The 22851-nt window shown below is 71.4% G+C and carries 20 protein-coding genes and 1 riboswitch; of the genes, 19 read left to right on the top strand and 1 reads right to left on the bottom strand.

The window, feature by feature from the left end:
- The first annotated feature begins 221 nt into the window (after positions 1-221).
- The 18 genes from ACFWEE_RS15570 to ACFWEE_RS15485 all read left to right on the top strand — a co-directional run bounded on the left by ACFWEE_RS15570 (position 222) and on the right by ACFWEE_RS15485 (position 20455).
- Positions 222-2039: a DUF5941 domain-containing protein gene (locus ACFWEE_RS15570; protein WP_386889419.1), complete on the top strand. Its 1818-nt coding sequence runs from the start codon at positions 222-224 to the stop codon at positions 2037-2039.
- Complete coding sequence (locus ACFWEE_RS15565) at positions 2036-2770, top strand: sugar phosphate nucleotidyltransferase (RefSeq protein ID WP_386889418.1); 735 nt, start codon at positions 2036-2038, stop codon at positions 2768-2770. Before ACFWEE_RS15570 ends, ACFWEE_RS15565 begins: the two co-directional genes overlap by 4 nt.
- On the top strand, positions 2758-3819 hold the full coding sequence (locus ACFWEE_RS15560) for an iron-containing alcohol dehydrogenase family protein (protein ID WP_386889416.1): 1062 nt from the start codon (positions 2758-2760) through the stop codon (positions 3817-3819). The genes ACFWEE_RS15565 and ACFWEE_RS15560 overlap by 13 nt, the downstream gene beginning before the upstream one ends.
- On the top strand, positions 3797-4576 hold the full coding sequence (locus ACFWEE_RS15555) for a CDP-alcohol phosphatidyltransferase family protein (RefSeq protein WP_386889414.1): 780 nt from the start codon (positions 3797-3799) through the stop codon (positions 4574-4576). The genes ACFWEE_RS15560 and ACFWEE_RS15555 overlap by 23 nt, the downstream gene beginning before the upstream one ends.
- A gap of 7 nt (positions 4577-4583) precedes the next feature.
- Positions 4584-5456: a glycosyltransferase family 2 protein gene (locus ACFWEE_RS15550; RefSeq protein WP_386889412.1), complete on the top strand. Its 873-nt coding sequence runs from the start codon at positions 4584-4586 to the stop codon at positions 5454-5456.
- Positions 5457-5567: 111 nt separating this feature from the next.
- Positions 5568-6497, top strand: coding sequence for an ABC transporter permease (locus ACFWEE_RS15545; RefSeq protein WP_386889410.1), 930 nt, complete (start codon positions 5568-5570; stop codon positions 6495-6497).
- The gene (locus ACFWEE_RS15540; RefSeq protein ID WP_386889409.1) at positions 6490-7275 is read left to right on the top strand and encodes an ABC transporter ATP-binding protein; all 786 of its coding nucleotides are present in this window, start codon (positions 6490-6492) and stop codon (positions 7273-7275) included. The genes ACFWEE_RS15545 and ACFWEE_RS15540 overlap by 8 nt, the downstream gene beginning before the upstream one ends.
- Before the next feature lie 431 nt (positions 7276-7706).
- Positions 7707-8615, top strand: coding sequence for a squalene synthase HpnC (hpnC, locus tag ACFWEE_RS15535; RefSeq protein WP_386889407.1), 909 nt, complete (start codon positions 7707-7709; stop codon positions 8613-8615).
- On the top strand, positions 8612-9565 hold the full coding sequence (gene hpnD / locus ACFWEE_RS15530) for a presqualene diphosphate synthase HpnD (protein ID WP_386889405.1): 954 nt from the start codon (positions 8612-8614) through the stop codon (positions 9563-9565). Before hpnC ends, hpnD begins: the two co-directional genes overlap by 4 nt.
- Positions 9566-9665: 100 nt before the next feature.
- A complete protein-coding gene (gene hpnE / locus ACFWEE_RS15525; protein WP_386889403.1) occupies positions 9666-11054 on the top strand; it encodes a hydroxysqualene dehydroxylase HpnE in 1389 nt (462 codons plus the stop codon).
- Positions 11051-12154: a polyprenyl synthetase family protein gene (locus ACFWEE_RS15520; RefSeq protein WP_386889402.1), complete on the top strand. Its 1104-nt coding sequence runs from the start codon at positions 11051-11053 to the stop codon at positions 12152-12154. The genes hpnE and ACFWEE_RS15520 overlap by 4 nt, the downstream gene beginning before the upstream one ends.
- A gap of 104 nt (positions 12155-12258) precedes the next feature.
- A complete protein-coding gene (gene shc, locus ACFWEE_RS15515) occupies positions 12259-14256 on the top strand; it encodes a squalene--hopene cyclase (protein ID WP_386889400.1) in 1998 nt (665 codons plus the stop codon).
- A complete protein-coding gene (locus ACFWEE_RS15510; protein WP_386889398.1) occupies positions 14256-14903 on the top strand; it encodes a 1-hydroxy-2-methyl-2-butenyl 4-diphosphate reductase in 648 nt (215 codons plus the stop codon). The genes shc and ACFWEE_RS15510 overlap by 1 nt, the downstream gene beginning before the upstream one ends.
- A 5-nt stretch (positions 14904-14908) precedes the next feature.
- Positions 14909-15928, top strand: a complete 1020-nt coding sequence (gene hpnH, locus ACFWEE_RS15505) for an adenosyl-hopene transferase HpnH (RefSeq protein WP_327179190.1) — start codon at positions 14909-14911, stop codon at positions 15926-15928.
- A gap of 139 nt (positions 15929-16067) precedes the next feature.
- The gene (gene dxs, locus ACFWEE_RS15500) at positions 16068-18083 is read left to right on the top strand and encodes a 1-deoxy-D-xylulose-5-phosphate synthase (protein WP_386889397.1); all 2016 of its coding nucleotides are present in this window, start codon (positions 16068-16070) and stop codon (positions 18081-18083) included.
- A complete protein-coding gene (locus tag ACFWEE_RS15495) occupies positions 18080-19525 on the top strand; it encodes an aspartate aminotransferase family protein (protein WP_386889395.1) in 1446 nt (481 codons plus the stop codon). The genes dxs and ACFWEE_RS15495 overlap by 4 nt, the downstream gene beginning before the upstream one ends.
- Positions 19526-19596: 71 nt before the next feature.
- On the top strand, positions 19597-20205 hold the full coding sequence (locus ACFWEE_RS15490) for an XRE family transcriptional regulator (protein ID WP_327179193.1): 609 nt from the start codon (positions 19597-19599) through the stop codon (positions 20203-20205).
- Positions 20206-20278: 73 nt separating this feature from the next.
- The gene (locus ACFWEE_RS15485) at positions 20279-20455 is read left to right on the top strand and encodes a DUF6126 family protein (protein WP_386889393.1); all 177 of its coding nucleotides are present in this window, start codon (positions 20279-20281) and stop codon (positions 20453-20455) included.
- Positions 20456-20477: 22 nt separating this feature from the next.
- Here ACFWEE_RS15485 and ACFWEE_RS15480 read toward each other — a convergent pair whose 3' ends face one another.
- Positions 20478-21287 carry a tyrosine-protein phosphatase gene (locus tag ACFWEE_RS15480; protein WP_386889391.1) on the bottom strand — a complete coding sequence of 270 codons (810 nt, stop codon included), beginning with the start codon at positions 21285-21287 and terminating at the stop codon, positions 20478-20480.
- Positions 21288-21715: 428 nt separating this feature from the next.
- Positions 21716-21870: riboswitch (cyclic di-AMP (ydaO/yuaA leader) on the top strand.
- A 5-nt stretch (positions 21871-21875) separates the two neighbouring features.
- Between ACFWEE_RS15480 and ACFWEE_RS15475 the strand changes: the two genes are divergently transcribed.
- The gene (locus tag ACFWEE_RS15475; RefSeq protein ID WP_386889389.1) at positions 21876-22754 is read left to right on the top strand and encodes a peptidoglycan DD-metalloendopeptidase family protein; all 879 of its coding nucleotides are present in this window, start codon (positions 21876-21878) and stop codon (positions 22752-22754) included.
- Positions 22755-22851 lie beyond the last annotated feature (97 nt).

Here is a 22851-nt window from a genome sequence, read left to right as displayed (position 1 = left end):
AAGGAAGATGATCACTAAGGGGCGAACAGGGTGCAGGACCGGCCCGAACGGAGCACAAACGGGCAGTGAACTCAACCTTCTGTTCATCCGATAGCCTCTGCCGATGTGCCGCAGGCCCGCGGGCTCGTAGATCCGCAGCCCCGTTCACGGGTCGTCCCGCGTGCCCGCCCATGCCCGGATCCAAGGAGTGAGTTCGTCTGTCGACCGCCATTCTCACCGGTGTGCCGGTACCCGGGTCGTCGATCGAGGACGACCTGCGCGCCCTCGGCTTCGACGTCCGCACGGCCGCCGACGCCGGTGAAGCCGCCGCACTCCTCGGAGCCGTCCCCCCGAGCCACCGCGTCGCCCTCGTGGACCCCCGCTTCGTCGGCCACGTCCACGCCCTGCGCCTCGGACTCACCGACCCCCGCTTCGCCGCCGCCGGTCTCCCGGGCGCACTGACGGTGCAGCCCGACGCGCGGGCCGCACTGCTGCGCGCGATGGACCGGACCGCCGCGGCGGTCGGCGCCGGACGGCCGGTGGCGGGGGCCGGGGACGGCGCACCGGACCAGCCGGAGGACCGCACGGTCCCGGGCCGCATCGCGCTCGTCCTGGAGGCCGAGGGGACGCCCGTACAGCGCCCCGAACTCGGTTCGCTCACCGCCACCGTCCCCACCACCCCCGAGGAGCTGGCCGCCGCCCGGTCGGCCGTCGCGGCCGTGGACGACGAGGCGGTACGGCTGCGGAGCGCGGTGAAGGCGCACGACGGCTTCTTCACCACCCACTTCATCAGCCCGTACTCCCGCTACATCGCCCGCTGGTGCGCGCGGCGCGGACTCACCCCGAACCAGGTCACCACCGCCTCGCTGATCACCGCCCTTGTCGCGGCCGGCTGCGCGGCGACCGGGACCAGGGCCGGGTTCGTGGCCGCCGGGCTGCTGCTCCTCTTCTCCTTTGTCCTGGACTGCACCGACGGGCAGCTGGCCCGCTACTCCCTCCAGTACTCGACGATGGGCGCCTGGCTCGACGCCACCTTCGACCGCGCCAAGGAGTACGCCTACTACGCCGGCCTCGCGATCGGCGCCTCGCACATGGGCGGCGGTGACGACGTGTGGGCCCTCGCGCTCGGCGCCATGGTGCTCCAGGCCTGCCGCCACGTCGTCGACTTCTCCTTCAACGAGGCCAACCACGACGCGGTCTCCAACACCAGCCCCACCGCTGCCCTCTCCGACCGCCTCGACAGCGTCGGCTGGACGGTCTGGCTGCGCCGGATGATCGTGCTCCCCATCGGCGAACGCTGGGCCATGATCGCGGTGCTCACCGCGGTCACCACGCCCCGGATCGTCTTCTACGCCCTGCTCGTCGGCTGCTCGCTCGCCGCCTGCTACACCACGGCCGGCCGGCTGCTCCGCTCGCTGACCCGCAAGGCGCGGCGTACGGACCGTGCCGCGCGCGCCCTGGCCGACCTCGCCGACTCCGGCCCGCTCGCCCGGGCCGTGGCCGTCGTCCGCCGCCCGGGCGGGGGCTTCACCGCCCCGTTGCTGGCCCTGGTGGGCAGTGGTCTGATGATCGCGACGGCCCTGGCCGCCCCCTACGGCAGCTGGTGGCCGGTGGCCGCCGCCGGGGTGTACACGCTCTTCGCCGGACTCGCCGTCTCGCGCCCCCTCAAGGGTGCGCTCGACTGGCTCGTCCCCCCCTTCTTCCGGGCCGCCGAGTACTGCACGGTCCTGGCGCTGGCCGCCCGCAGCGGCGTGCCGCACGCCGTTCCGGCGGCATTCGGCCTGGTCGCGGCGGTCGCCTACCATCACTACGACACGGTGTACCGGATCCGGGGCGGCACGGGAGCCCCGCCGCAGTGGCTGGTCCGCACCGTCCTCGGGCACGAGGGCCGCACCCTCGTGGTGGCCCTGTTCGCCGCCGTACTCACCACCCGTACCAGCTTCACCACGGCCCTGACCGCCCTCGCGGTGGCCGTGGCTCTGGTGGTGGCCGTGGAGTCCATCCGCTTCTGGGTGTCCTCCTCGGCCCCCGCCGTACACGACGAAGGAGAACTCGCATGATCGGCCTCGTACTGGCAGCCGGTGCAGGACGCCGACTGCGCCCCTACACGGACACCCTCCCCAAGGCGCTCGTGCCGGTGGACGGCGAGAAGACCGTGCTCGACCTGACCCTGGCCAACTTCGCCGCGGTCGGTCTGACCGAGGTCGCGATCGTCGTCGGCTACCGCAAGGAGGCCGTGTACGCCCGCAAGGCCGAGCTGGAGGCCACGTACGGCCTCTCGATCACGCTGGTCGACAACGACAAGGCCGAGGAGTGGAACAACGCCTACTCCCTGTGGTGCGCCCGTGACGTCCTCATGCGCGGCGTGATCCTCGCCAACGGCGACACCGTGCACCCCGTCTCCGTCGAGGAGACCCTGCTCGCGGCGCGCGGCGAAGGCCGCCGGATCATCCTCGCCCTCGACACGGTGAAGAACCTCGCCGACGAGGAGATGAAGGTCATCACCGACGAGAAGGGCGTCCGGCGGATCACCAAGCTGATGGACCCGGCGACGGCCACCGGCGAGTACATCGGCGTGACCCTGATCGAGCCCGAGGCCGCCGAGGAGCTCGCCGACGCCCTGAAGGCGACGTTCGAGCGCGACCCCGACCTCTACTACGAGGACGGCTACCAGGAGCTCGTGAACCGCGGCTTCACCGTCGACGTCGCCCCCATCGGCGAGGTGACCTGGGTGGAGATCGACAACCACGCGGACCTCGCGAAGGGCCGTGAGATCGCGTGCCAGTACTGACCCGGCTCATCCCCTCCCCGCTGGTCGTCGACATCCGCCGCGGCGCGATGGACGACCTGGCGGAGGTCCTGCACGACCAGCGGATCTCCACCTCGGGCAAGCTGGCCATCGCGATCAGCGAAGGTTCCGGCCGTGCCCTGAAGGACCGGCTCGCGCCGCTCCTGCCCGGGGCGGACTGGTACCCCGTGAGCGACGGCACGATCGACTCCGCGGTGCGCCTCGCCAACGGGATCAAGGGCAACCGGTACGACGCCGTGGTCGGCCTCGGCGGTGGCAAGATCATCGACGTGGCGAAGTACGCCGCCGCGCGCGTCGGGCTGCCCCTGGTCGCCGTGGCCACCAACCTCTCGCACGACGGCCTCTGCTCACCGGTCGCCACCCTGGACAACGACAACGGCCGCGGCTCCTACGGCGTGCCCACGCCGATCGCCGTCGTGATCGACCTCGACGTGGTCCGCGGGGCACCCGCCCGGTACATCCGCTCCGGCATCGGGGACGCCGTCTCCAACATCTCCTGCGTGGCCGACTGGGAGCTCGCCCAGGCGGTCCACGGCGAAGAGGTCGACGGGCTCGCCGCCGCCATGGCGCGGCAGGCGGGCGAGGCGGTCCTGCGCCACCCCGGCGACATCGCCGACGACGACTTCCTCAAGGTGCTGGCCGAGGGCCTGGTCCTGACCGGCATCTCGATGGCGGTCGCGGGCGATTCGCGCCCGGCCTCCGGAGCGTGCCACGAGATCAACCACGCCTTCGACCTGCTCCACCCGGCGCGCGCCGCCAGCCACGGCGAGCAAGTGGGCCTCGGCGCCTGCTTCGCCATGCACCTGCGCGGCGCGCGCGCCCAGTCGCAGCAGATGGCCACCGTCTTCCGCCGCCACGGCCTGCCCGTACTGCCGGAGGAGATCGGCTTCACCGTCGACGAGTTCGTCGAGGTGGTCGGCTTCGCCCCGCAGACGCGCCCGGGACGCTTCACGGTCCTGGAGCACCTCAACCTGTCCACCGATCAGATCAGGGACGCGTACGCCGACTATGCAAAAGCCATCCGTAGCTGAACTCCGTCCGGTCGTGCACCCTCCGGGCGTGAAGGACCGCCGCAGTGGTGAGCACTGGGGTGGACGGCTCTACATGCGCGAGATCTCCCTGCGCATCGACCGGCACCTGGTGAACACCCGGATCACCCCCAACCAGCTGACCTACGTCATGACCGTCGCGGGCGTGCTCGCCGCCCCGGCCCTGCTCGTCCCCGGCATACCGGGAGCGGTGCTGGGCGTCGTCATGGTCCAGCTCTACCTGCTGCTCGACTGCGTCGACGGTGAGGTCGCGCGCTGGAAGAAGCAGTTCTCGCTGGGCGGGGTCTACCTCGACCGCGTCGGCGCCTACCTCTGCGACGCCGCCGTGCTCGTCGGGCTGGGCCTGCGCGCCGCCGACCTGTTCGGCACGGGGCGGATCGACTGGCTCTGGGCGTTCCTCGGCACCCTCGCCGCCCTCGGGGCCATCCTGATCAAGGCGGAGACCGACCTGGTCGGTGTCGCACGCCACCAGGGCGGGCTGCCGCCCGTCAAGGAAGCCGCGTCCGAGCCGCGCTCGTCCGGCATGGCCTTCGCCCGCCGGGCCGCCGGAGCGCTCAAGTTCCACCGCCTGATCCTGGGCGTCGAGGCGTCCCTGGTCGTCCTGGCCGCCGCCGTCGCCGACATGATCAGGGACGATCTCTTCTTCACCCGCCTCGCGGTCGCGGTCCTGGCGGGCATCGCCCTGCTCCAGACTGTCCTGCACCTGGTGTCGATCCTGGCGTCCAGCCGTCTGAAGTGAGTACTCCATGAAACTCGGCGCGGTCATCATCACCATGGGCAACCGTCCCGTGGAGCTGCGCGCCCTCCTCGATTCGGTCGCCGCCCAGGACGGCGACCGGATCGAGGTCGTGGTCGTCGGCAACGGAGCCCCCGTGCCGGACGTCCCCGAGGGGGTCCGGACCGTGGAGCTGCCCGACAACCTCGGCATCCCCGGTGGCCGCAACGTCGGCATCGAGGCCTTCGGCCCCGGCGGCACGGACGTGGACGTCCTGCTCTTCCTCGACGACGACGGCCGGCTCCCGAGGACCGACACCGCCGAACTGTGCCGCCGGGCCTTCGAGGCGGACCCGGAGCTGGGCATCGTCAGCTTCCGCATCGCCGACCCCGAGACCGGGGTCACTCAGCGACGCCACGTCCCCCGGCTCCGCGCCTCGGACCCGATGCACTCCTCCCGGGTGACGACCTTCCTCGGCGGCGCCAACGCGGTACGCACCGCGGTGCTCGCCGAGGTCGGCGGGCTGCCCGACGCGTTCTTCTACGCGCACGAGGAGACCGACCTCGCCTGGCGGGCGCTCGACGCGGGGTGGCTGATCGACTACCGCGCGGACATGGTCCTCAGCCATCCCGCCACCGCCCCGTCCCGGCACGCCGTGTACCACCGGATGGTCGCCCGCAACCGGGTCTGGCTCGCCCGCCGCAACCTCCCCGCCCCGCTGGTCCCGGTCTACCTGGGCACCTGGGTGCTGCTCACGCTGGTACGCCGCCCCTCCGTGCCCGCCCTCAAGGCGTGGTTCGGAGGCTTCCGTGAGGGATGGACCACACCCTGCGGCCCCCGGCGCCCCATGCGGTGGCGTACGGTCTGGCGGCTGACGAGGCTGGGCCGTCCTCCCGTGATCTGAGCCCGTGGGGCTCTGAGACCATGGGATCCGTATGCATTCCTTTCCGGGTCCTGTCCGCCTGCGCCGCGCTCCTTCACCGGCCGCGTGGATCGAAGACGAGAGTTTCCATCTGTGAGTGACACAACGCATGACGGGCGGGTCGCCATGAGCACCCCGCCGTCGGCCGACGAGGGGCTGAGCCCGGCACAGCTGGCCGAGAAGTACGGCCTCACCGTGAGCGGCGCCCGGCCCGGGCTGTTCGCCTACGTCCGCCAGCTCTGGGGCCGCCGCCACTTCATCCTGGCGTTCTCCCGGGCGAAGCTGACCGCTCAGTACAGTCAGGCCAAGCTCGGCCAGCTGTGGCAGGTGGCCACCCCGCTGCTGAACGCACTGGTCTATTACCTGATCTTCGGCCTGATCCTCGGCACCCGGAAGGGCATGAGCCAGGACGTCTTCATCCCGTTCCTGGTGACCGGCGTCTTCGTCTTCACGTTCACCCAGAGCTCGGTGATGGCGGGCGTCCGGGCGATCTCCGGGAACCTCGGCCTGGTGCGGGCCCTGCACTTCCCCCGGGCCTCGCTGCCGGTCTCGTTCTCCCTCCAGCAGCTCCAGCAGCTGCTGTACTCGATGATCGTGCTGATCGTGGTGGCCGTGGCGTTCGGCAGCTACCCCACCCTGTCGTGGCTGCTGGTGATCCCCGCCCTGCTCCTGCAGTTCTGCTTCAACACCGGCCTGGCGCTGGTCATGGCCCGCCTCGGGAGCAAGACCCCCGACCTGGCGCAGCTGATGCCCTTCGTGATGCGGACCTGGATGTACGCGTCCGGCGTCATGTTCTCCATCACGGTGATGCTCCAGGACAAGCCGCAGTGGATCGCCAACGTGCTCCAGTACAACCCCGCGGCCATCTACATGGACCTGGTCCGCTTCGCCCTCATCGACGGCTACGGCGCGGAGAACCTCCCCGCCCACGTCTGGGCCGTCGCCACCGCCTGGGCGCTCGTGGTGGGTGCCCTGGGCTTCGTGTACTTCTGGAAGGCAGAGGAGCGGTACGGCCGTGGCTGACGACAACACCCAGGGACGGGTCCCCACCGTCATCGCGGACGGCGTCCACATCGTGTACCGCGTCAACGGCGGCGGTGGCGGCAAGGGCAGCGCGACCGCCGCCCTCAGCCGCATGATGCGCCGCGGCAAGGGCGAGCCCCGCGGCATCCGCAAGGTCCACGCCGTGCGCGGGGTCACCTTCACCGCCTACCGGGGCGAGGCCATCGGCCTCATCGGCACCAACGGCTCCGGCAAGTCGACGCTGCTGCGCGCCATCGCCGGCCTGCTGCCGACCGAGAAGGGCCGGGTCTACACGGACGGCCAGCCCTCGCTCCTCGGCGTGAACGCCGCCCTGATGAACGACCTCACCGGCGAGCGCAACGTCGTGCTCGGCGGACTCGCCATGGGGATGAGCCGCGAGGAGATCCGCTCCCGTTACGACGGCATCGTGGAGTTCTCCGGGATCAACGAGAAGGGCGACTTCATCACCCTGCCGATGCGGACCTACTCCTCCGGCATGGCGGCCCGTCTGCGCTTCTCCATCGCGGCGGCCAAGAACCACGACGTCCTCATGATCGACGAGGCGCTGGCGACCGGTGACCGGAAGTTCCGGGTCCGCTCCGAGGAGCGCATCCGCGAGCTGCGCAAGGAGGCCGGCACGGTCTTCCTGGTCAGCCACAACAACGGGACGATCCGCGACACCTGCGACCGGGTCCTGTGGCTGGAAAAGGGCGAGCTGCTCATGGACGGGCCGACGGAGGAGGTCCTCCAGGCCTACGAGCGGGAAACCGGCAAGTAGGACGGCCGCCGGAACGGGCCGGACACCGCGGGGTGGTGCCGGGCGAAACGCTTCGCCCGATGGCTGCCTGGGGTGTCCGGCCCGTCCGCCTGTGGTGGTAGCCGGAGATCGCTTCTCCACCTGGCGGACGATGCCAAGTGTCCCGGCGCCGTGGAAGGTTGGGACCCCGGGAGCCGGGCGCGACGGCGCGCAACACCCGGTCGATGCCGTGTGATCCGTACAACGTAAGCTGTACCGGTGCTGATTCGCGGCAAGTGTGCCGATACGCCCACAGCACGCGACCGGAGTGCCCCGGGGCACTCGGGAGGTCGGGCGGCGTGTCCGAAAAGGGATGTTTTGGGTCAGCAGTGTAGAACGGGAGATGTGACGGCAATGACGGACAATCTCCAGCTCCGACGTGGTTTCGCCGTCCCCGCGCCGGGCGGTACGACGTGACCCGTACCCGTCAGGCGCCCCCGGTCGCCACCCTCGACAAGGCCGCGGACGAGAACTTCCCCGTGGCTCCCTTCTTTCTGCCCCGCGCCTGGCGCGACGACCTGATGGCGGTCTACGGATACGCCCGCCTCGTCGACGACATCGGCGACGGCGACCTCGCCCCCGGCGGTGCCGACGCCCGCCACCTGGGCGTGGAGCCCGGACGGAGCGACGACCGGCTGGCCATGCTCGACGCCTTCGAGACCGACCTGCGCCGCGTCTTCTCCACCGACGGCGACGACCCGCACCACCCCCTGCTGCGCGCCCTGCGCCCCACGGTGCGCCGCCGGGCACTCACCCCCGAGCCGTTCCTCGGACTGATCGAGGCCAACCGGCAGGACCAGAAGGTCCGCCGCTACGCGACCTGGGACGAACTCCTCGCGTACTGCGAACTCTCCGCCAACCCGGTCGGCAGGCTCGTCCTCGCCCTCACCGGGACGTCCAGCCCCGAACGGGTACGCCGCTCGGACGCCGTCTGCACCGCGCTGCAGATCGCCGAACACCTCCAGGACGTCACCGAGGACCTCGGCCGCGACCGGGTCTACCTGCCCGCCGACGACATGGCACGCTTCCACGTGACCGAGGCGGACCTCGCCGCCCCGACCGCCGGGGCGTCGGTGCGGGCCCTGATCGCCTGGGAAGCGGCACGCGCCCGGGAACTGCTGGACGAGGGCGTCCCCCTGGTGGGCAGCGTCCAGGGCAGGCTCCGGCTGCTGCTCGCCGGATTCGTCGCCGGAGGGCGGGCCGCCCTCGACGCGGTCGCGGCGGCCGGCTTCGACGTACTGCCCGGACCGCCCAAGCCCACGAAGCCCAGCCTGCTGCGCGAAGTGGGAGTTGTCTTGCGAAGTGCGCGAAGAGAGGGATGACTCCGAAAGTGGAGGGACAGACGACGTCCATGTCGGCACCGGTAGCGGCGGCATACAGCTACTGCGAGGCCGTCACGGGTCAGCAGGCACGTAACTTCGCCTACGGCATCAGGCTGCTTCCGTCCGAGAAGCGACAGGCGATGTCCGCGCTGTACGCCTTCTCCCGCCGGGTCGACGACATCGGCGACGGCGAACTCGACCCCGGGACGAAGAAGACGCGGCTGGAAAGCACCCGCGAACTGCTCGGCAGGGTCCGCGACGGCAAGGTCGAGGAGGACGACACCGACCCGGTCGCCGTCGCGCTCGCCGACGCCGCCCGGCGGTTCCCGCTGCCCCTCGGCGGCCTCGACGAGCTGATCGACGGCGTGCTGATGGACGTGCGCGGAGCGACGTACGAGACCTGGGACGACCTGAAGACCTACTGCCGCTGCGTCGCCGGAGCCATCGGCCGCCTCAGCCTCGGCGTCTTCGGTACGGAGCCCGGCGCGCCCGGGGCCGACCGCGCCGCCGAGTACGCCGACACCCTCGGGCTCGCCCTCCAGCTCACCAACATCCTGCGCGACGTGCGCGAGGACGCGGCCAACGGCCGCACCTACCTCCCCGCCGACGACCTCGCCAAGTTCGGCTGCTCCGAGGGGTTCCACCGGGCCACGCCGCCCGCCGGCTCGGACTTCGCGGGCCTCGTCCACTTCGAGGTCCGCCGGGCCCGCGCGCTCTTCGCCGAGGGATACCGGCTGCTGCCGATGCTGGACCGCCGCAGCGGCGCCTGCGTCGCCGCGATGGCCGGGATCTACCGCCGCCTGCTGGACCGCATCGAGCGCGACCCCGGCGCCGTCCTGCGCGGCCGGGTCTCCCTGCCCGGCCACGAGAAGGCGTACGTGGCGGTCCGCGGCCTCTCCGGACTCGACGCGCGTCACGTCTCGCGCCTGACCAGGACCGGCCGCCCGTGACCCACTCCGGCGAACCCGTGTACCGGGCAACCTTCCACTGGCCGACGGCGTCCTTCCCTGGGACGATTCTGTGGTCCACGACCCGACGGGAGGGCGAGGCATGACCGGCACCGCACCGCTCCCCACGCGCGCCGTGGTCGTCGGCGGCGGCCTCGCGGGCATCACCTCCGCCCTCCGCCTCGCCGACGCCGGGGCCGACGTGACCCTGCTCGAAGGCCGCCCCCGCCTCGGCGGACTCGCCTTCTCCTTCCGTCGCGGCGACCTGACGGTCGACAACGGACAACACGTCTACCTGCGCTGCTGCACCGCGTACCGCTGGTTCCTGGACCGCGTCGGCGCGACCCGCCTCGCCCCGCTCCAGGACCGCCTCGACGTACCCGTCCTCGACGTGGGCCGGCCCGCCGGGCCCCGCCTCGGACGGCTCCGGCGCACCAACCTGCCCGTACCGCTGCACCTCGCCGGCGGGCTCGCCGCCTACCCGCACCTCTCGCTCGCCGAGAAGGCGGGCGTCGGCCGGGCCGCGCTCGCCCTCGGCCGCCTCGACCCGGCCGACCCGGCGCTCGACACGGTCAGCTTCGCCGACTGGCTGCGCCGGTACGGCCAGTCCCCGAGGACCGTCGAAGCCCTCTGGGACCTCGTCGGGGTCGCCACCCTCAACGCGACCGCGGAGAACGCCTCCATGGCGCTCGCCGCGATGGTCTTCAAGACCGGCCTGCTCTCCGAGCCCGGCGCCGCCGACATCGGATGGGCGGCCGTGCCGCTCGGCGAACTCCACGACACCCTGGCCCGCAAGGCCCTCGACGCCGCCGGAGTACGCACCGAACTGCGCGCCAAGGCCACCTCGCTCACCCGGGCCGAGGACGGCACCTGGACGGTCGGGACGGAGAACGAGCGGATCGAGGCCGACGCCGTGGTCCTCGCCCTCCCGCAGCGCGAGACCCACGCACTGCTGCCCGCAGGCGCCGTCGACGGCCAGGACCGGCTGCTCGCCATCGAGGACGCCCCCATCCTCAACGTCCACGTCGTCTACGACCGCAAGGTGCTGCGCCGGCCGTTCTTCGCCGCGCTCGGCTCCCCGGTCCAGTGGGTCTTCGACCGCACCGAACCTTCCGGGCTCCGCGGCCCGGGTCAGTACCTCGCACTGTCGCAGTCGGCCGCCGGGGACGAGATCGACCTGCCCGTCGCCGAACTGCGCGCCCGCTACCTGCCCGAACTGGAGCGCCTCTTCCCGGCGGCGAGGGGCGCGGGCATCCGCGACTTCTTCGTCACCCGCGAGCGCACCGCGACCTTCGCGCCGGCCCCGGGCACCGGGCGGCTGCGCCCCGGGGCCCGTACCCGGCTGCCGGGACTCGCCCTGGCCGGCGCGTGGACGGCGACCGGGTGGCCCGCCACCATGGAGGGCGCCGTTCGCAGCGGAACCACCGCCGCCACAACAGCGCTCCAAGGGCTCAGGAGCCCGCACGAACATCCGCTGCAGGAGGCGGCATGAGCAGTACCACCGGAACAAGAGGAGAGTCAGTGACCCCGGCGAATCCGGCTTTCGACACCGTGGCGGACACCACGGACGTCACCGCGCTTCTGGAGCGCGGACGGGCCCTGTCAGCGCCGGTGCTGCGGGCTGCCGTGGACCGGCTCGCGCCGCCCATGGACACCGTCGCGGCCTACCACTTCGGCTGGATCGACGCCGACGGACGGCCCGCCGACGGAGACGGCGGCAAGGCGGTCCGCCCGGCGCTCGCGCTGCTGTCGGCCGAGGCCGCCGGCGCCCCCGCCGAAGCCGGTGTCCCCGGCGCCGTGGCGGTCGAACTCGTGCACAACTTCTCGCTGCTGCACGACGACCTGATGGACGGCGACGAGCAGCGCCGCCACCGCGACACGGTCTGGAAGGTGCACGGCCCCGCCCAGGCGATCCTCGTCGGCGACGCGCTGTTCGCACTGGCCAACGAACTCCTCCTGGAGCTCGGCACCGTCGAGGCGGGGCGCGCGGCACGCCGCCTGACCACCGCCACCCGCAAGCTCATCGACGGCCAGGCGCAGGACATCTCCTACGAGCACCGCGAGCGGGTCACCGTCGAGGAGTGCCTGGAGATGGAGGGCAACAAGACCGGCGCCCTCCTCGCCTGCGCGGTCTCCATCGGCGCGGTGCTCGGCGGAGCCGACGACCGGACGGCCGACACCCTGGAGGCCTACGGCTACCACCTGGGCCTCGCCTTCCAGGCCGTCGACGACCTGCTCGGCATCTGGGGCGACCCGGAGTCGACCGGCAAGCAGACCTGGAGCGACCTGCGCCAGCGCAAGAAGTCGCTGCCCGTGGTCGCCGCCCTCGCCGCAGGAGGCCCGGCCTCCGAGCGGCTCGGCGCGCTGCTCTCCGCCGACGCGAAGAGCAGCGACTTCGACAGCTTCTCCGAAGAGGAGTTCGCCGCACGCGCGGCACTCATCGAGGAGGCGGGCGGCCGTGAGTGGACCGCCCAGGAGGCCCGCCGTCAGCACGCCGTCGCCATCGAGGCGCTGCACGGTGTCGACATGCCGAGTGAAGTACGGGCGCAGCTCACCGCGCTCGCCGATTTCGTCGTCGTCCGAAAGAGATGATCACCATTCGTATATGACTCGCAGTCGCCGGCCGGTGTCCCTCGGGGCACCGGCCGACGGAGACCCCAGCACAGCAGAGGACCGAACTGCACGAAGGGGAAGCCATGACAGCGACGACCGACGGAAGCACCGGGGCTGCGCACCCTCGCACGGTCCCGGGCGATCCGACCGACACAACCATCACGGCGGACGACGTCCTGGGCGCCGCCCGGAGGGCCGCGGAACGCTCCGTCGAGCACCTCCTCGGCAGACAGGACGAGCAGGGCTGGTGGAAGGGCGACCTGGCCACCAACGTCACCATGGACGCGGAAGACCTGCTGCTCCGCCAGTTCCTCGGTATCCAGGACCCCGACACGCTCAAGGCCGCCGCCCTCTTCGTCCGCGGCGAGCAACTGGGCGACGGCACCTGGGCCACCTTCTACGGAGGCCCCAGCGACCTCTCCGCCACCATCGAGGCGTACGTGGCGCTGCGGCTGGCCGGAGACCGGCCGGACGAGCCGCACATGGCCCGGGCCGCCGCCTGGGTGCGGGACGAGGGCGGGATCGCCGCCTCCCGTGTGTTCACCCGGATCTGGCTCGCCCTCTTCGGCTGGTGGAAGTGGGAGGACCTTCCGGAACTCCCGCCCGAGCTGATGTTCTTTCCTTCCTGGGTACCTCTCAATATCTATGACTTCGGCTGCTGGGCCCGCCAGACCATTGTTCCGCTGACCATCGTCTCGGCGAAGCGGCCCGTACGGCCCGCTCCCTTCTCCCTCGACGAACTGCACACCGACCCGTCCCGGCCCAACCCGCCCGTGCGCAAGGCCTCACCGGCGAGCTGGGACGGCGTCTTCCAGCGGCTGGACAAGGCGCTGCACCTCTACCACCGGATCGCCCCGCGCCGGCTCCGCCGGACCGCGATGAACGCCGCCGCCCGGTGGATCATCGAACGCCAGGAGAACGACGGCTGCTGGGGAGGGATCCAGCCCCCCGCCGTCTACTCCGTGATCGCCCTCCACCTGCTCGGCTACGACCTCGACCACCCGGTGATGCGCGCCGGGCTCGCGTCGCTGGACCGGTTCGCCGTACGGCGCCCGGACGGCGCGCGCATGATCGAGGCGTGCCAGTCCCCGGTGTGGGACACCTGCCTGGCCACCATCGCGCTGGCCGACGCCGGGGTCTCCCCGGACCACCCGGCTCTGGTCAAGGCGGCCGACTGGATGCTGGGCGAGGAGATCGTCAGGCCGGGGGACTGGTCCGTACGCAGGCCCCAACTCCCCCCGGGCGGCTGGGCGTTCGAGTTCCACAACGACAACTACCCGGACATCGACGACACCGCCGAGGTCGTGCTCGCGCTGCGCCGGGTCCGCCACCCCGAGCCCGCCAGGGTCGAGGCCGCCATCGAGCGCGGGGTGCGCTGGACGGTCGGCATGCAGTCGCGCGGCGGAGCCTGGGGCGCCTTCGACGCGGACAACACCAGCCCCTTCCCCAACCGGCTGCCGTTCTGCGACTTCGGCGAGGTGATCGACCCGCCGTCCGCCGACGTCACCGGCCACGTCGTGGAGATGATGGCCTACGAGGGGCGCGCCGATGATCCGCGGGTGCGCCGCGGAATCGACTGGCTCCTCGCCGAACAGGACGCGAGCGGAGCCTGGTTCGGCCGCTGGGGCGTCAACTACGTCTACGGCACGGGGTCGGTGGTGCCGGCTCTGGTGGCCGCCGGGCTGCCCACCACCCACTCCGCCGTCCGCCGGGCCGTCCGCTGGCTGGAGTCCGTCCAGAACGACGACGGCGGATGGGGCGAGGACCTGCGTTCCTACCAGGACAGCAAGTGGATCGGCCGGGGCGAGTCGACGGCCTCGCAGACCGCCTGGGCCCTGCTCGCCCTGCTGGCCTCCGGAGAGCACGAGAACCCCGCCGTCACCCGGGGGGTCACCTTCCTGACCCGGACCCAGCGGGAGGACGGCTCCTGGGACGAGCCGTACTTCACCGGGACCGGCTTCCCCTGGGACTTCTCCATCAACTACCACCTCTACCGCCAGGTCTTCCCGCTCACCGCGCTGGGGCGTTACGTGCACGGTGACCCCCTCGCCGCCCGGGGCGCGAACCCGGCGGGGATCTGATGGGCGGGCCCCGGCCCCCCGGTGGACCAACGGCCGGACTGCTCGTCGCCTGCGCGCTCGGCATCGAGCAGTTCGCCCTGCGGAGCGGGCCGCGCGGCGGCGGCCCGGTCACCGTCCTGCGGACGGGGATGGGCCCGAAGGCGGCCGAGACCGCCCTCGGGCGCGCCCTGGTCCGGGAGGAGATGCGCGGCGCGGCCGTCGTCGCCTCCGGGTTCTGCGCCGGGCTCGCGCCCGGGATGCACCCGGGCGATCTGGTCGTCGCCGAGGAGACCAGGTCCGCCCTCGGGGCCACCGCCTGCGACGGCGTCCCCGTGCTGGTGGACGCGGTGTCCCGGCTGTTTCCCGGCCGGACCGTGCACACCGGCCCCCTGACCGGCTCCGACCACGTCGTGAGGGGCGCCGAGCGGGCGGCCCTCGCGGCGACCGGGGCCATCGCCGTGGACATGGAGTCCGCGGCGACCCTCTGTACCGCTCTGCGTCATGGACCACGCCCGGTTGCGGCCGTACGGGTGGTCGTGGACGCTCCAGAGCATGAGCTCGTCCGAGTTGCCACGGTGCGCGGTGGAATATCGGCTTTCCGCGTTCTTCGTGCCGTCCTGCCGGCTTTTCATGAATGGCACCGATCTTTGTTGCTCCCCCGGAGGTGAGCCAGATGGCCATGCCGCTCCGCCAAACCATCAAGGTTGCGACGTACCTTGCCGAACAGAAGATCCGCAAGCGTGAGAAGTTCCCGCTGATCGTCGAGCTGGAGCCCCTGTTCGCCTGCAACCTCGCCTGCGAAGGGTGCGGGAAGATCCAGCACCCCGCCGGAGTGCTCAAGCAGCGCATGCCGGTCGCCCAGGCGGTCGGGGCCGTGCTCGAATCCGGTGCCCCGATGGTCTCCATCGCCGGTGGAGAACCGTTGATGCATCCTCAGATCGACGAGATCGTGCGGCAGTTGGTGGCCAGGAAGAAGTACGTGTTCCTCTGCACCAACGCGATGCTGCTGCGGAAGAAGATCGAGAAGTTCACCCCCTCCCGGTACTTCGCCTTCGCGGTCCACATCGACGGGCTGCGCGAGCGCCACGACGAATCCGTCGCCAAGGAGGGCGTGTTCGACGAGGCGGTGGAGGCGATCAAGGAAGCCAAGAGACGGGGTTTCCGGGTCACCACCAACTCCACCTTCTTCAACACCGACACCCCCCAGACCATCATCGAGGTGCTCAACTACCTCAATGACGACCTGAAGGTCGACGAGATGATGATCTCCCCGGCGTACGCCTACGAGAAGGCGCCGGACCAGGAGCACTTCCTCGGCGTGGAACAGACCCGTGAGCTCTTCAAGAAGACGTTCGCGGGCGGCAACCGGGCGCGCTGGCGCCTCAACCACTCGCCGCTCTTCCTCGACTTCCTGGAGGGCAAGGCGGACTTCCCCTGCACCGCCTGGGCCATCCCGAACTACTCCCTCTTCGGCTGGCAGCGCCCCTGCTACCTGATGAGCGACGGATACGTCCCCACGTACCGGCAGCTCATCGAGGAGACCGACTGGGACAAGTACGGCCGCGGCAAGGATCCGCGCTGCGCCAACTGCATGGCGCACTGCGGCTACGAACCCACCGCCGTGCTCGCCACCATGGGCTCGCTCAAGGAGTCGCTCCGCGCGGCCCGGGAGACGGTCGCCGGCAGCCGGTAGTCCCCAAGCGTGTTGCGGAAGCAGCGCCGTCCGCCCGGAGGGCGGGGCTTTCGACACACGCCCAGGAGGGCGGTCGCGGCAGGGGCACCCCGGCCGTGACCGCCCTCCTTCCGCCAGGAACCGACGAGGGGGCACATACGTGACCTTGCTGGAATCCATCGGGGGACCACGGGACCTCGCACCGCTCAGCGGACCGCAACTGACCGAACTCGCCGCGGACATCCGGACGTTCCTCGTGCAGGCGGTGTCACGCAGCGGCGGGCACCTCGGCCCGAACCTCGGCGTCGTGGAACTCACCATCGCCCTGCACCGGGTCTTCGACTCGCCGCGCGACCGCGTCCTGTGGGACACCGGCCACCAGAGCTACGTGCACAAGCTCCTCACCGGCCGCCAGGACTTCTCGAAACTGCGGAGCAAGGGCGGCCTCTCGGGCTACCCCTCCCGCGCCGAGTCCGAGCACGACGTCATCGAGAACTCGCACGCCTCCGCCGCGCTCGGCTGGGCCGACGGACTCGCCAAGGCCAACGAACTGCTCGGCAGGGACGACCACGTCGTCGCCGTCGTCGGCGACGGCGCCCTCACCGGCGGCATGGCCTGGGAGGCGCTGAACAACATCGCCGCCGCCAAGGACCGCCCCCTGATCCTCGTGGTGAACGACAACACCCGCTCGTACGCCCCGACCATCGGCGGCCTCGCCGACCACCTCGCCACCCTCCGTACGACCGACGGGTACGAACGCTTCCTCGCCCGGTGCAAGGAGCTGCTGGAACGCACCCCGGTCGTCGGACAGCCGCTGTACGGTTCACTGCACGGCGCGAAAAAAGGGTTCAAGGACACCTTCGCCCCGCAGGGGCTCTTCGAGGACCTCGGCCTCAAGTACGTCGGGCCGGTCGACGGCCACGACATCGCCGCCGTCGAGTCCGCCCTCGTACGGGCCAAGAACTTCCGGGGACCGGTCCTCGTCCACTGCATCACCGAGAAGGGCCGCGGCTACACCCCCGCCCTGAGGGACGAGGCCGACCGCTTCCACGCCGTGGGGGCGATGGACCCGCTGACCTGCCTCCCCCTCACCGCCCCCGCCGAGCCCTCGTGGACCTCCGTCTTCGGCGAGGAGATCGCGCGGATCGGCGCCGAGCGCCCCGACGTGGTCGCCCTCACCGCGGCCATGCTCCACCCCGTCGGGCTCACCGCGTTCGCCGCCGCCTTCCCGGACCGGGTCGTGGACGTGGGCATCGCCGAGCAGCACGCCGCGGTCTGTGCCGCGGGCATGGCCGCGGGCGGCCTCCACCCCGTCGTCGCCGTCTACGCCACCTTCCTCAACCGCGCCTTCGACCAGGTGCTGATGGACGTGGCCCTGCACCGCAGCGGCGTGACGTTCGTGCTCGACCGGGCCGGGGTCACCGGCACGGACGGCCCCTCCCACAACGGCATGTGGGACCTGTCGGTCCTCCAGGTCGTGCCCGGACTGCGGATCGCCGCCCCGCGCGACGCCGACCAGCTCAGAGCGCAGCTCCGCGAGGCCGTCGACGTCGCCGACGCGCCCACCGTCGTCAGGTTCCCCAAGGAGTCCGTGGGCGAGGCGGTCCCCGCCGTCGGACGCGTCGGGGGCATGGACGTCCTGCACCGGGGCGAGCGCCCCGACGTGCTGCTGGTGGCGGTCGGGGTGATGGCCCCGGTCTGCCTGCGCGCCGCCGACCTGCTGACGGGCTCGGGCATCGGCTGCACCGTCGTCGACCCGCGCTGGGTCCGGCCCGTCGACGAGCAGCTCGCCCCCCTCGCGGCCGGCCACCGGCTGGTCGCGGTCGTCGAGGACAACTGCCGCACCGGAGGCGTCGGCTGGGCGGTCGGGCAGGCGCTGCGGGACGCGGGAGCGGACGTGCCCCTGCGGACCTTCGGGATCCCCGAGGAGTTCCTCGCCCACGCCAAGCGCGGCGAGGTGCTCGCCGACATCGGACTGACCCCGGTGGAGATCGCGGGCCGGATCGGTGCGGCACTGGCGGGACGGCCCGAGGACCCGGAGCGCCGCACCGGCGAGGGGACGGCGGGACCGGAGGCGGTACCGCGACACGTACCCACGGCCGGGAACGGCACGGAACGAGGGCGAGAGCGAGGCCGCGTGGTGCGCGGAGAGATGAAGGAGACGAGCGGGGAATGAAGGACGACAGGGCAGGCAGCGCCGGCACCACGGGGGTCACCGGCAGCGCCGACGGCGCCGGCAAGGGATTCGATCTCGCGACGCTGCTCGCGGAACGCGGCGCCGAACGCTACGAACTGCACACGCGCCACCTCAACCACCAGCTGCCGCGCATGCTGCACACCATCGGCTTCGACAAGGTCTACGAACGGGCCGAGGGCGCCTACTTCTGGGACGCCGACGGCAACGACTACCTCGACATGCTCGCGGGATTCGGCGTGATGGGCCTCGGCCGCCACCACCCGGTCGTCCGCAAGGCCCTGCACGACGTGCTCGACGCCTCCCTCGCCGACCTCACCCGCTTCGACTGCCAGCCACTGCCCGGCCTGCTCGCAGAGAAGCTCCTCACCCACAGCCCCCACCTCGACCGCGTCTTCTTCGGCAACAGCGGCACCGAGGCCGTCGAGACGGCGCTGAAGTTCGCCCGCTACGCCACGGGCAAGCCCCGCGTCCTCTACTGCACCCACGCCTTCCACGGCCTCACCACCGGCTCGCTCTCGGTCAACGGCGAGGACGGCTTCCGCGACGGCTTCGCCCCGCTGCTCCCGGACACCGCCATCGCCCTCGGCGACCTCGACGCCCTGCGCCGCGAGCTCAAACGGGGCGACGTGGCGGCGCTCGTCGTCGAACCCATCCAGGGCAAGGGCGTGCACGCGGCGCCGCCCGGTTTCCTGCGCGAGGCCCAGGAGCTCCTGCACCGGCACAAGGCGCTGCTCATCGCGGACGAGGTGCAGACCGGCCTCGGCCGGACCGGCGACTTCTACGCCTACCAGCACGAGGAGGGTGTCGAACCGGATCTGGTCTGCGTCGCCAAGGCGCTCTCCGGCGGCTACGTGCCGGTCGGAGCCACCCTCGGCAAGGACTGGATCTTCAAGAAGGTCTACTCCTCCATGGACCGGGTGCTCGTCCACTCCGCCAGCTTCGGTGCGAACGCCCAGGCCATGGCGGCGGGGCTCGCGGTCCTCTCGGTCATGGAGAACGAGGAGACGGTCGCCGACGCCCGGCGCACCGGCGACCTGCTGCGGACACGGCTCGCCGCGCTGGTCGACCGGTACGAGCTGCTGCACGAGGTGCGCGGACGCGGGCTGATGGTCGGCATCGAGTTCGGACGGCCGTCCTCGATCAAGCTGCGCGGCCGGTGGACGATGCTCCAGGCCGCCCGCAAGGGGCTCTTCGCCCAGATGGTTGTCGTACCGTTGTTGCAGAAGCACCGGATTCTCACCCAGGTCTCCGGCGACCATCTCGAAGTGATCAAGCTGATCCCCCCGCTGATCATCGGCGAGCCGGAGGTCGACCGGTTCGTCGCGGCCTTCGAGTCGGTGATGGACGAGGCGCACGGCGGGGGCGGCCTGATGTGGGACTTCGGGCGCACGCTGGTGAAGCAGGCGGTGGCCAACCGCTGACCACTCCCGACAGGTTTTGCCTCTGAGGCAAGAAATTTGCCTCAGAGGAAAGTCGGTGGCGCAATGGAGGCATGAATCCTCCTGACGGAGGGGTGGCCGACGACCTCCCCGGTGTCGCTCCCCGCCTGCGCGACCTGCGCCGGAGCCGGGGCCTCACCCTGGAGGCCGCCGCGCAGCGCGCGGGACTCTCCCCGGCCCATCTCTCCCGGCTCGAAACGGGAAACCGGCAGCCCTCGCTGCCCGTACTCCTCGGTCTCGCCAGGATCTACGGCACGACCGTCTCCGAGCTCCTCGGCGAGATCCCCCCGGAACGCGACGCGATCGTGCGCGGCGGCCGGTTCGACGGGCCCGAGGCCGACGGCTGGATGTACCGCCGGGCCGGCGGACCGGGCCGCGCCATGCAGGCCCTGCGGGTGCGCGTCCCGTACGGCGCCCAGGGCGACCTGGTGCGGGTCCACCCGGGGGAGGAGTGGCTCTACGTCCTCGAAGGGCGGCTGCGGGTCAGCCTCGGCGAATCCGCGCACGAGCTCGGGCCCGGCGACAGCGCCCACTTCGACTCGCTCACCCCGCACCGGATCGCCGCCGCCGGACCGGAGGGCGCCGAGCTGATCTTCGTACACACCCTGTTGCAGAGCCCCGCCGCCGAGCTGTGCCTCGGCGACGGGACCCGTCGGCGCTGACCGCGCCCGGTACCCCGGTGCCGCGCCCATTCCTCGTACGCCCGGCCCCGGGCGTACGACAGAGAGGACCGTCATGTCCGATTCGGAGCACTACGACCCGCTGACCCCCCGGCACACCAAGGTCCGGGACACCCAGGAGCGGAAGATGCCGCGCGGGATGGTCATCCGGCTCATCGCCTACCTGGTCGCCGGGCACGTCGTCGCGGCCTTCCTCTACATCCTGTTCGCCGTCGCCGGGGGCAACCAGTAGCGAAGTCGCACGGGCGCAACCCTCAGGCCTCGTCCAGCAGCCGCTCGCGCAGCCGCTCCCGGGTCTCCCCGGAGAGCCGCAGCCCCTGCGCGAAGTAGCGCTCCGTGGTGCCCCAGTGCTCCTCGATGGTGGCGAATGCGGCGTCCAGGTAGTCGATGTGCGCCCCGAAGAGCGGGTTGAGCAGGCTCATCACCTCGGAGGACACCACGGGGTCCGCGCTGTCGCCGCGCCGCAGGCGGTACCGGCGGTGGGCGTCGTTGGACTTGAGGTAGTCCGCCGCGATCGCCTCGCGCTCCACGCCGACCGCGAGCAGGGTCACCGCCATCGTCAGACCCGCCCGGTCCTTGCCCGCCGCGCAGTGCATCAGCGCGGGCACGCTGTCCTCCGCGAGGGAGTGCAGGACCCGGCTGTGTTCGGCCGTGCGGTCGGTGATGATCGAGCGGTACGAGGCGAGCATCCGCTCCGTACCCTTTCCGTCGGCGAGCAGCGAGCGCAGCTGCGCGATGTCGCCCTCGCGCACCAGACGCCAGAAACCGGCCCCGTCTGCGGGGTCCGAGAGCGGGATGCGGACGTTGCGGACGCCCGGCAGCTCCACGTCGAAGCCGTCCAGCTTCTGATCGGCCGAGTTACGGAAGTCGAAGACCGTGTGCAGGCCGAGCCGGCCGAGGAAGACGGCGTCCTCGGCGGTCGCGGCGGCGAGGTGGCCGCTGCGGAAGAGCCTCCCGTGCCGTACCCGCCGTCCGTCGACGGTGGGCAGTCCGCCCACGTCCCTGAAGTTGCGGACCCCGCTCAGCTCGGGTTCGGCCGGCGAGAACTGCGGCACCTGCGTCACAGCGGCTCCTCGGTACTTCTGCGCGCCGGCGCTGCTCGCCGGCGTCGGCTCGTCGCGACCCTATGACATCGCTCCGCGGGGCCGCAGTGGCGGTGGCGGACCCTCGGCGACTGAGGAGCCGGCATCAGTGATGTGCGCGACATGTCCGTATTGTATGGATTTCGCGCAACATCACCCGTTTATGGGGGAGATGGTGGGTGATCTGGTGAGCGGGATCATATCCGTGACCGTGCGTGGCCGGGGTGCCGGGGGACTCTCCGTCCGCCATGCGGAATGCCAAGATCCGTAATCCACGGAGGGTGACCGCAAAAGCATGCCGAAATCGGCGTGCGGATTCCGTTCCGCTTGCGATGGCTTGTTCCGTCCGGCCCGGCTCGATTACGTTCACCATCACTCCGGACGGACCGCCTAATCCTGCCGCCGCCCGGAATTCGCACTCACTCATGCGTGGCAGGAGCGGGGGACCCAGGTAAGCCGCCGACCGGAGTTGTTCCGGCCGGCTCGGGGTGAAGTCGCGTTCAGCGCGACCGGGCATCTCCAGCCCGAACCCGACAGCTCACCTCGTAGGCGCCGGAGAGGAATTCCCCCATGCCCATCACGGGTAAGCACCGTCGTAAGAAGTCCGGCCCGATCGCTCGCGGCATCCTCGCCGTCGGAGCCGGCGGCGCCGTCGTCGCCCTGCCGCTCCTCGGAGCCACGGGTGCCCACGCCGCCGAGCAGTCGGCCCCCGCCGTCGCCCAGTCCGCGCAGCAGTCCGCCAAGACCTACAAGGTCGTCTCCGGCGACTACCTGGCGAAGATCGCCGCCCAGCACAAGATCAAGGGCGGCTGGGAGAAGCTCTACCAGGACAACCGCGAGGTCATCGGCGGCAACCCGAGCCTGATCCTCCCGGGCATGAAGCTGACGCTCGGCGCCCAGGCGTCCGGCTCGGCCTCCACCGCGTCCGCCCCGGCCGCCAAGGCCGAGACGAAGACCGAGGCCAAGACCGCGACGAAGGCCGCCCCGGCGGCCAAGACCGAGTCCGCCGCGACCACCACCAAGGCCGCCGACAGCGACAGCACCGGCTGGACCACCCCGGTCGCCAACGCGACCGTCACCACCCAGTACCACGCCTCCGGTTCCATGTGGTCCAGCGGTTACCACACCGGCTCCGACTTCAGCGCCGCCACCGGCACCGTCGTCCGCGCCGTCGGCCCCGGCACCGTCGTCTCCGCCGGCTACGACGGCGCCTACGGCAACGAGGTCATCATCAAGCACGCCGACGGCATGTACTCCCAGTACGCGCACCAGTCGCAGCTGATGGTGTCGGTCGGCCAGACCGTCACCGGCGGCCAGCAGATCGGCCTCTCGGGTGCCACCGGCAACGTCACCGGCCCGCACCTCCACTTCGAGATCCGCACCACCCCGAGCTACGGCTCCGACGTGGACCCGATCGCCTACCTGCGTCTCCACGGCGTCTCCATCTGAGACAACTCCCGATGACGGTCGTCACGATCCGTCAGGGCTTAGAGGGGCGGCACGCGCAAGCGTGCCGCCCCCCAACTTATTAACGCGTTAACAAAAA

Source organism: Streptomyces sp. NPDC060184 (assembly GCF_042728795.1).
Classification (GTDB): Bacteria; Actinomycetota; Actinomycetes; order Streptomycetales; family Streptomycetaceae; genus Streptomyces.
This window is presented reverse-complemented; position numbering and strand designations above follow the sequence as displayed.

Excerpts from the sequence above, each read along its gene's own strand:
- ACFWEE_RS15565 (WP_386889418.1), top strand. The coding sequence starts at position 2,036 with ATGATCGGCCTCGTACTGGCAGCCGGTGCAGGACGCCGACTGCGCCCC.
- ACFWEE_RS15520 (WP_386889402.1), top strand. The coding sequence starts at position 11,051 with ATGAGCAGTACCACCGGAACAAGAGGAGAGTCAGTGACCCCGGCGAAT.
- shc (WP_386889400.1), top strand. The coding sequence starts at position 12,259 with ATGACAGCGACGACCGACGGAAGCACCGGGGCTGCGCACCCTCGCACG.
- ACFWEE_RS15475 (WP_386889389.1), top strand. The coding sequence starts at position 21,876 with ATGCCCATCACGGGTAAGCACCGTCGTAAGAAGTCCGGCCCGATCGCT.
- hpnH (WP_327179190.1), top strand. The coding sequence starts at position 14,909 with ATGGCCATGCCGCTCCGCCAAACCATCAAGGTTGCGACGTACCTTGCC.
- hpnE (WP_386889403.1), top strand. The coding sequence starts at position 9,666 with ATGACCGGCACCGCACCGCTCCCCACGCGCGCCGTGGTCGTCGGCGGC.
- ACFWEE_RS15495 (WP_386889395.1), top strand. The coding sequence starts at position 18,080 with ATGAAGGACGACAGGGCAGGCAGCGCCGGCACCACGGGGGTCACCGGC.
- ACFWEE_RS15485 (WP_386889393.1), top strand. The coding sequence starts at position 20,279 with ATGTCCGATTCGGAGCACTACGACCCGCTGACCCCCCGGCACACCAAG.
- ACFWEE_RS15490 (WP_327179193.1), top strand. The coding sequence starts at position 19,597 with ATGAATCCTCCTGACGGAGGGGTGGCCGACGACCTCCCCGGTGTCGCT.
- ACFWEE_RS15510 (WP_386889398.1), top strand. The coding sequence starts at position 14,256 with ATGGGCGGGCCCCGGCCCCCCGGTGGACCAACGGCCGGACTGCTCGTC.
- ACFWEE_RS15555 (WP_386889414.1), top strand. The coding sequence starts at position 3,797 with ATGCAAAAGCCATCCGTAGCTGAACTCCGTCCGGTCGTGCACCCTCCG.
- ACFWEE_RS15550 (WP_386889412.1), top strand. The coding sequence starts at position 4,584 with ATGAAACTCGGCGCGGTCATCATCACCATGGGCAACCGTCCCGTGGAG.
- hpnD (WP_386889405.1), top strand. The coding sequence starts at position 8,612 with ATGACTCCGAAAGTGGAGGGACAGACGACGTCCATGTCGGCACCGGTA.